A 9,335-nucleotide genomic window follows, 5' to 3' on the forward strand; every position below is an offset into this window, starting at 1 on the left:
GACAAACGAAGTGAGTGCATTCTCAAAATTGGTATAGTGGGCTATACTAATTTTTCAAATTATCCCCGCACGAAAATAACGCCTTTTAACCAACTTTAAAAGCATTGCCTGTTTTATTCTTCAAAGCTATGAAGTGAAGGTGTTTCACTCGCTCGATAAAGTAGTGGACGAAGCTTAACTAAGGAGTAAAATTTACCCGAAAAATAGTAGCCTTTTGTGTAGCGTTGCATACATAATTTTTTGAGTTGTAAGCTATCCGTTCCCTCTGAACGGATGACCCTATATAACTGTTTATCTTCTCCGATAAAATAGTTGGGAAAACCTTTTAAATACCATGTTGGAGTGAGCATAAAATAAGAAAAAATTAAGATTTCTAACCCAAAAATAAGCATTTTTGAGGATTTTGAATTAAAAGGATTTTTTTAATAAAAAAATCCTTAATTAATAATTATAATCTTTTGATTATCAATAATTAATAGACGTGCATGACTATTAATTATTGAAGAAAATTAAAGAGCTGAATCTACCTCTCTTTTTCTCCACCGTTTAATAACTTTTTGCCAAAAAAGTGACCAACGTTTACGCCAAAACCAAAATGTTTAATTAACATTGCCCTGAATTTGAATTAGAAAAACATAAAAATATAATTAGCGTTTAGCTTAACAATCCCGCTTACAGAAATCGACCAATTTACAATTAAGCAACGGGGAGTGGAGTGGAAACGCTCACGTGATGCGTGAGCGTTGCTTTGCTTTGTTGCTTGGTTCTTGGTCGAACCTCTGTGGGCAAGCAAGTAACGTCTCACGCTATTTTTATGCCCTTTCAAATTTAATACCTAACCGCCCCCTATTAAATTATCAACTTATAAAACCGATTAATGATGTTAAATCTCTACAAAGTATGTCTGTATTTGAGTCTTGTGTTCTGTATTAGCTTGCAAAGTTTTACTCAATCAATTAAGAGAGATTCTACCAAAAAGGACTCTACTCACGTCACTAATTTAGCCAATACTAACAATCCCTACGTTCCCAATAATATTCCTCCTTCCGCCAATGCCGCATCCTTAGGTAAATACGGAGATAGTCCCGTGAGTTACTATACTGGGTCAGCAAGTACAACCATAAATCTATACAACATTGTCAGTAAAGACCTTTCTGTACCGCTTAGTATCAGCTATCATCACGGAGGAATTAAAGTAGAAGAAGAAGCTTCTAACGTTGGTCTTGGAATGTCGGGAAATTTTGGTGGCGTTGTCACCAGAACCATTAAAGGCTTAGATGATTTAAAAAACAAAGGGATTCCTTTTCATCCCCTGCCCGCTGACCCCGAAAACGATACCTATTTTAAAAGCAATATTGACGACCCTTCTTGGGGTTTTCCTGGCGTTGATACCGAACCCGATATTTTTTATTACAATGTGGGAGGTCAATCAGGAAAGTTCATCTTAGCATCGGGTACGCAATTTCCCTTGAAAGGAATTCCTCTCGACCGTTCAGACGTGGATATTACCTGTAACCTTCTTTCTACGGGCAGTAATCCTCCCGTGTATGGAGGTACTAATCCTTATTACCAATGGGTCATTACTTTAGCTGACGGTACGCAATATACCTTTTCAGAACAAGAGATTTCCACCACTTTATCGGCAAGTTCTCCTACCACAGGCGGTACTAATTATACGCCACAATTCTACGAAAACAGCCCCAGTTCTATCCCAGCATTTGACTATAATTCTGCCCGTAACGGACACAATATTTCCGCATGGTACTTGACTCAAATTTATTCTAACAATACCCTTAAAACGATTCTATTTACCTACGACAATACTGCTCCTTACTATTCGACCAGTAGAATCAGTGCCAATGAAGTCTATCAAAAAAGTGTTTTAGAAAATAATGGAAATGGCTCTTGTACTACTCCTGCCACGTTATCCACCAAAACACCCAGTTATAATTACAGTGTGAATGTCACTCGAAACGCTTATCTAAAAACCATTTATTTTGATAACGGTCAAGTTGATTTCACCTTTGGCAACCGAGCCGATATACAACAATATTTCCCTAATGGCGATGGCGGCAACTTATCCTTCCCTACTTCTATCTATGAAGGAGATATAGAAGACCGCACCTACACACAAGCGGCAAAAAAACCTCAAAAATTAGAAAGTATAAAGGTCAAAGATGCTAAGGGGCGATTGGTTAAGCAATTTGACTTTTCATATTCTTACTTTAATATTGAAAGTTTCGCTTCATCAGAAACACCAACGGCAGCCGAATATATGACCCAATTCAATAACCTCAGGTTGCGTTTAGACAAAATCACAGAAAAAGATACTTTAGGAACAAATGGTTTACCCGCTCATGAATTTCGATATGCAGGAGATACTTATGATAGTTATGGAAATCGCCTGACTATGGCAACCCTTCCTACTAAAACGTCTTGGGCAAGAGATTATTACGGGTACTACAATGACAAAAATGCCAATAACAACCTTTCCAACACTCATATCATTCCCAAATTAGCTTTCCCCAAAAGAATAGGAGATAAAACAGTTAGTGGCAACTATTTTTTTACAACGGTAGGATATAGTAACACCTTTGATATTGGTATCGACCGTGAAGTAGATACAACTGCCAGAACAATGGCGACTTTGACCGAGATTTATTATCCTACGGGCGGACACACAAAGTTTGACTATGGTTTTCACAAGGCAATGGGCGGAGCAGGAGAAGTAGAAACGACCGTCTTGGAAGCAAGCAAGGACTTTACTCCTCCTGCCTTAGTAATTCCCACAGGAGATAACAATCTCTATACGGCTGATATTGAGTTTAAACTACAATGTTCTTTTTTACCGAATACGGGTTCTGAATGCTTACCCACCATTCCTTCCAATGTAGCTTCTACGTGGTATGCAAAAATTCAAAGTTTTGGCAATGTTTTAATGAGTAGGAATTATTCCGATTGGGCAAATAAAGGTTGTACCGTTAATGGTTCGGTAACCACTTGTAATTTTAGTTACATTGCCAATAATACCACTATGCCCACGGGAACACATCAGTTATCTATCAATCCTCAAACCTTTAGCGGACAACAATTACCCATTGCTACCGCTAAAATGACCTATTACAAATACCATCCCACCGATTATAAAGAAGTCATTGTCGGTGGTTTACGAATGGATAAAATAACGGACTATACCGCTACGGGCATAGCAAAAACAAGAGTGTTTTCTTATACCAATACCGACGGAACGAGTACAGGCAAGCAGTTAAGACCAGCCACCAAATTTATTACGGGATACGTAGAACAGCTCAGAGTTTCTGACCAAACCAACCCTTGGGTAAGTGGCTGTACCATCTATAATTGGCAGATGGAAATGAATGCTCACAGTCTTACGCCAATGGGTTCAGCCGCATCGGGCAATATGGTGGCATATAGTAAAGTAAGGGTGAAAGAAATGGATGCCAACAACTCCGCAACCAATGGATATAGTCAGTATGAATATCACAACGAAGCGGATATTATTCCTACCAGTGTGGTGTTCGTCGATATTCCCTCTCAACCCGATTTACAGAACGGAATGCTGACTCGTGAAAGCCATTACGATAATACAGGAGCAATTCTCAAAGAAATCTTGCAACAAAATACGCTCAAAACTACTCAATCAAGTCTTTATGAGGGAATGCAGTTTTTATATGGTGGGGTCAATAGTAATAGTTCTCTGCGATTGGCAAAAGGACTTTATAAAATACCTGCTCAATTTTGGTATGTGTCTCAGAAAAAAGAGAGAAATTATACTGGCACATATTATATAGAAACGATTGCCAACTATGATTATAGCAGTACCAAACACAATCTCATGGTGGGTCAAGATAGCCAAGATTCTAAGCTAAATACGCTAAAAAGTACCATGAAGTACCCCAATGAGATGGTCGATAATAGCCTTGACCCTACGGGAGTGTATGCTCTAATGGTTGCTAAGCACTTAATTTCACCTGCCATTGAAACCAAGACTTTTTTTAATAATGTTCAAAGTTCTAAAAAGCTCATAAACTACGGGTCTTGGACGGGTAGTGGAACAACTTTTTACGCTCCTAAAAGCGTAGAAACTCAAATTCTTACTACCGACCCAAGTATTACTCAGGTTAATTTTATAAGTTATGATACAAGGGCAAATTTGACTAAATACAACGAACGCAATGGACAGACTACAACCTTGACCTATCTAAACAATACAGGTTCAGCCGATTTAGTGAGCAGTATTACCGTAGGTGGTGGTACAACAGGAACGGTATTATCAAGGACAATGAATTATGAGTATCTGCCTTTAGTAGGACTCAAAAAAGCAACGGATATTAATGGTTATTCCACCTCCAGTTTCTTTGATAATTATAATCGTTTACAAGCCGTTAAAGACGCTCAAAACTATTTAATCGGGGATAATTACTATCATTATCAGAATGGTATTTTAACGCCAAGTTTAGGAATTAATCCCGATAATACCATGAACTATGTGGTGAGCCGAAAGGCAAGGGAAGCACAAACGGGAACGGCATTAAATTCGGACGTGGATAAAACCCTAACACAGATACAGTTTTTAGACGGTTTGGGCAGAGAAATGCAAAGTGTTTTATGGAAAGCAACTCCAGATAAAAGCAAAGATATTATCTTGGCGACTACCCTTTACGATGGTTACGGACGTAGATATAAACAAATTTTGGCTACGCCTTCTGATGTGCAGACGGGAGCATACAAGAGCAATGCTGAGAACTTGGCTCAGGTCTTTTACGCAGATAATCAGCCAAGCACAGAGACAATTTTTGAACCAAGTCCCTTGAACCGTCCCCAAAAGCAATTTGGTGCGGGGCAAGCATGGCGGACAGCTAATAAATCGGTGAACATTTCTTATTTGTTGGCAGGAAATACCATTCTAAAATTTGATATACAAGCCGATGGTTCAGTGAAAGGGAACACCTTTCATCCTGCAAGTTCTTTAACGAATTATTGTACCCAAAGTGAACGGGACGTTCAGACCTACGAGTTGAAAGACAAACAAGGTAGGGTTACTCATAAGTATCAGCAAATGGACACAGATTTTGCTATCACCACTTATGTATTTGATGAAAAGAATGGAGGACGTTTAGCCTATGTCATACCGCCAGAAGCTTATAAACAATTTACCAATGGAACAGTAACGAGTTTTACTGAAAATGATGTCATTTTTAAAGAAGGTATTTTTGGCTATCATTACGATAATCAAGGACGCTTAATTGAAAAACACATTGGCGGTGCTGGCTGGGTCAGATATGTGTATGATAAACAAGATAGAATTGTTTTAGAACAAGATTCTAAAGATTCGGCAGCTACTCCCAACTATTACAAATTTACCAAATACGATGCTCTTTCTCGCCCGATTATGTCGGGAATTATCACGGGTATTGGCTCATATACTCGCCAAACTTTGCAAACTGCCTTTGATGGGCTAAGTACCAATACTTATGAAGACCGAACAACTACCCTGACAACAGGTTTAGGAGCATTTTATACCAATACCTCTTTTCCTTCAGGTATGGTTTATACTGTCAAAGAAGCGGATTTGAGAATGATAATGTATTATGATGATTATGCCAATTGGCAGAGCGATACCACTTATAATTTTAAAGCAGGTAAAGCTTTTCATGCTCAGGGTTTAACCAAAGGTTTAATGACGGGAAACTTGTACGAAATCTTAAAACTAATACGTGGCAGAAAGAAATCATGTACTACGATTATCGTGGGAAAAATATCCAAAATTTTCACCTCAGCAACAAAGGGAGTATCATCAGAAAAGACCACCAATATCGTTTTAATGGTGAATTATTACAAACAAGAATCATCAAGGGAAATACCACTAAACTTTTTGTGTATGAATACGACCATATTGGAAGAAAGACCAAATTCAAGCACGCAATCAATGGCGTTTTACAAAATGTAACTTCATATTCTTACGATGGCGTTGGCAGATTAATCAAGAAAAGCTACAAAGGAAGTGATGCGGTTAGCAGTAAACAAACGGGAAATTGGACAGATGCCAATACGTGGCTAACCAATGGATTACCAACCGTTTCGGACGTAGTAACGATTAATCAAGGGCAAACCGTAACAATCCCCACGGGTGAAACGGCTTCCGCAGGAAAGTTAAATGATAATGGTATTTTAAAGAATAACGGAACACTAAATTTTGGAAAAGTGAGTGCCGCTCCCTTACAAGAAATCACCTACAAATACCACATAAGGGGCGGACTTAAAGGTATCAATACTGATGTTAATAACAACTTGACCAATAGCCTTTTTTCGTATCGCTTAGATTATGAAAACGATGGCGTTTTATACGACGGGAACATTAGGAAACAGTATTGGAAAAGTAGTATTGATAACATTGAAAGAAGTTATACCCATTCCTACGATGCGGCATCGAGATTAAAAAATTCTGCTTACAAGAGTGCCAAAGCAGGTGAGGATTATTCTTTGACGGGTGTAACCTATGACGACAATGGAAATATAACAAAATTAGGGAGGAACGGAGCAACCAATACCAACTATACGAATTTTGGCAATGTAGATAGTTTGGCTTATACTTATCCAAGCTATTCAAACAAGCTCTCAAAAATCAAAGACTTAACCACAACGAATTCCGATTTAGGCGATTTCAGAGACGGAATAAATACAGACGATGATTATGATTATTGGCTTGATGGGAGTTTGAGAAAAGATAAAAATAAAGGAATTGATAGTATCAAATACAATTATTTGAAATTAGTAGAACAAGTGAAGTTCACTAATGGCAATACTGTCAGCTATGAATATGATGCAGAAGGAACGAAACTCAAAAAGACCGATTCTAATGGTGAAACGACCGATTATGAGGAAGATGATATTTACGTAAACGGTGTTCTTTATCAAACTTCACACGATGAAGGAAGAATTGTCAATGGAGTCTATGAATACAACATTACCGACCATAACAACGATTTAAGAATTGCTTTTAAAGATTCCGCAGGGATTGCCACACCAACCCAAAGTATTTTTTATGACCCTTGGGGGCTTTGCATGAAGGGTATGCAGATAACTCGAAATACTGCTAACTTTAATAAATTTCAATATAATGGCAAAGAAATTGATTCTGTGACTGGTTACAGTGATTTTGGAGCAAGAATGTATGGTGCAGCTGAAGGACGTTGGTTTACAATTGACCCGCTCAGTGAGATTTCAAGAAGATTTAGTCCTTATATTTATGCCAATGACAATCCTCTACGCTTTATTGACCCCGATGGGATGGCAGCAGTTGGAGCAGATGGTTTAACCAATGAGCAATGGCTTTCGGCTCGTGGAAATACTGAACAGGAGAACGAATTTAGAAATGAGAATAGAGAAGAGGAAAAAGATAAAAATAGAAAAAAAGCAGACAAGAAAAATCCTTCTACATCAACTGTTACTTATAATGGAGGAACACGACTTTTAGGTACTGAGAATGAAAGTAATACGTCACAATTTTTAGCAGCAGGTTGGGGTGTTGCAATTGCTGAACCTACTCCAGCTGGAGAAGTCGTAATGGGTGTTGCTACGATTGGTGTTGGTGTTTATGCACTTGCAACATCTGGCATCGTTGAAAAAATGGCTAAAGAAATTGACCGAATAAAAGAGAAAACACTTCCTAATAATGGATATACTTACGAACTTCGAGTTAATAATAGTGGCGTTTATATGGATGTAAGAGGACAGCCAGTTCAATTGAGTGCGGGAGCTATTTGGAAATTTGGGAAAGCTACAAATGGTTATAGTAGATATTCTCAAAGTACACTTAGTAATATGGTTCCTGGGGGCGTTTTCCAGAATATTATTTTTAGAGGAAATGAAGTAGAAATAAGAATTTTTGAGAAATATTTAATATACGGTTATTACTTCAACCATCATAAACTCCCTCCAGGCAATAAAATTTTCAGATAATTAAATACTTTTTTATGGAATTTATAATTAATGGTGATTTTTCATACGAGCTATCTCATGTAAGTTATAGAAATGCTATAACCTTTCTTCAGAATGAGATAAACATATTCTTCATAAATAAAGAATATGGGGAAAAAATAAATAAAATCTATTGTGGTATTATTTGCGTTTCAAAACAATTTGATGATTTGTTTCAACCCAGACCTGCGAAAGTTTTAAGAAAAGAACCATCTTTAGAGTTTGAGTATAAATTGGACTTTGAAATATATCTAAATGCAAATGATGAAGAAAGAGTGATGTATATTTTAAAAGAATATTACAATACGATTAAGAACATTTTTCTAATGAAAAAAATAAAAGATTTTGATTATCAAGCATTTCTAAATGATTTAGATACATTTCTCTCTACTCAGAATTTGAGCATTAATTCTTGAAAATATTCTTTAGACTGATGACTTTTTTTATAACAAGTGAATCTTCTTACGAAGTTCCTAATCTTAAAACAGTTGAATTTGAAGATGAATTAAATAGCTTTTTTTTAGAAAAAAATTATGGTGATTCTATTACACATATCTCAACTATTATAATATGCGTTTCTGATAAATTTGAGCAATTTCATCCTGTTCGTAAAGCAAGATTAGCTAAAGACAGGGCTAAACTTGGTTTTGAATACAAATTAGACTTCAATACCTATCAGACAATGGATAAAGAACAACAGATAAAATATATTGAAAATGAATATTTGAAAAGCATCAAAGAGATATTTGAAAATAAAAAGATTAAAAACTTTGATGATAAAACATTCTTATGTGATTTAGATTCTTTTTTAAATAAAGAAGAAAATGTAAGTTAATATACCAAGAAGAATATAAATGGAATTTAAAAAGATATTATTATCAATTGTTCTCAGTGGCTTTACTTTAGGATGTGATAATAGAAAAACTCTAAAAGTTACAAAAGAGGACATTAATACTTTAGATTCTCTTGGATATAAGGTATATCAATATAAAAAAGATAAAAATGGAAAATATCATTTGGATTCCATTAATAACAAAATGTCGGATTCATCAAATATGAATACAAAGTAATTTTATCTCCTACATTTTAAGGATAAAGAGGCGGTGAACTAAAAAATTAGTTCACCGCCTCTTTACCTTTTTTTTATTTCTTGTTTTTGTTTTTTTTGATACTCTATTTTATGTTTTTTTTCTTAAATGACACCTTAACAAATATTTGTTATTATTTTTCTTTATTTGTTATTATTTGAAGGGCTTACAACGCACTGATTTCCAACAACTTACAACACTATTAGTTGTAAAAAAGTCGGTAATTAGTTGTAAAAAAGTCGGTAA

The 9,335-nt window shown here is 36.1% G+C and carries 5 protein-coding genes; 4 read left to right on the forward strand and 1 reads right to left on the reverse strand.

The features are described 5' to 3' along the window. Positions 1-113: 113 nt before the first annotated feature. The gene (locus tag LV89_RS24600; RefSeq protein ID WP_109745648.1) at positions 114-392 is read right to left on the reverse strand and encodes a hypothetical protein; all 279 of its coding nucleotides are present in this window, start codon (positions 390-392) and stop codon (positions 114-116) included. Positions 393-880: 488 nt separating this feature from the next. Here LV89_RS24600 and LV89_RS24605 point away from each other — a divergent pair, with 488 nt between their 5' ends. The 4 genes from LV89_RS24605 to LV89_RS24615 all read left to right on the forward strand — a co-directional run bounded on the left by LV89_RS24605 (position 881) and on the right by LV89_RS24615 (position 8,836). Next, positions 881-5,971, forward strand: a complete 5,091-nt coding sequence (locus tag LV89_RS24605) for a DUF6443 domain-containing protein (RefSeq protein WP_146199266.1) — start codon at positions 881-883, stop codon at positions 5,969-5,971. Between the two features lie 833 nt (positions 5,972-6,804). Further along, positions 6,805-7,983 carry an RHS repeat domain-containing protein gene (locus tag LV89_RS25760; RefSeq protein WP_262509887.1) on the forward strand — a complete coding sequence of 393 codons (1,179 nt, stop codon included), beginning with the start codon at positions 6,805-6,807 and terminating at the stop codon, positions 7,981-7,983. Positions 7,984-7,997: 14 nt separating this feature from the next. Continuing rightward, positions 7,998-8,417, forward strand: coding sequence for an Imm44 family immunity protein (locus LV89_RS24610; protein ID WP_109745650.1), 420 nt, complete (start codon positions 7,998-8,000; stop codon positions 8,415-8,417). 17 nt (positions 8,418-8,434) lie between these two features. Next, positions 8,435-8,836 carry an Imm44 family immunity protein gene (locus tag LV89_RS24615; RefSeq protein ID WP_109745651.1) on the forward strand — a complete coding sequence of 134 codons (402 nt, stop codon included), beginning with the start codon at positions 8,435-8,437 and terminating at the stop codon, positions 8,834-8,836. Positions 8,837-9,335: the final 499 nt, after the last annotated feature.

Source organism: Arcicella aurantiaca, from assembly GCF_003148625.1.
Taxonomy (GTDB): Bacteria; Bacteroidota; Bacteroidia; order Cytophagales; family Spirosomataceae; genus Arcicella; species Arcicella aurantiaca.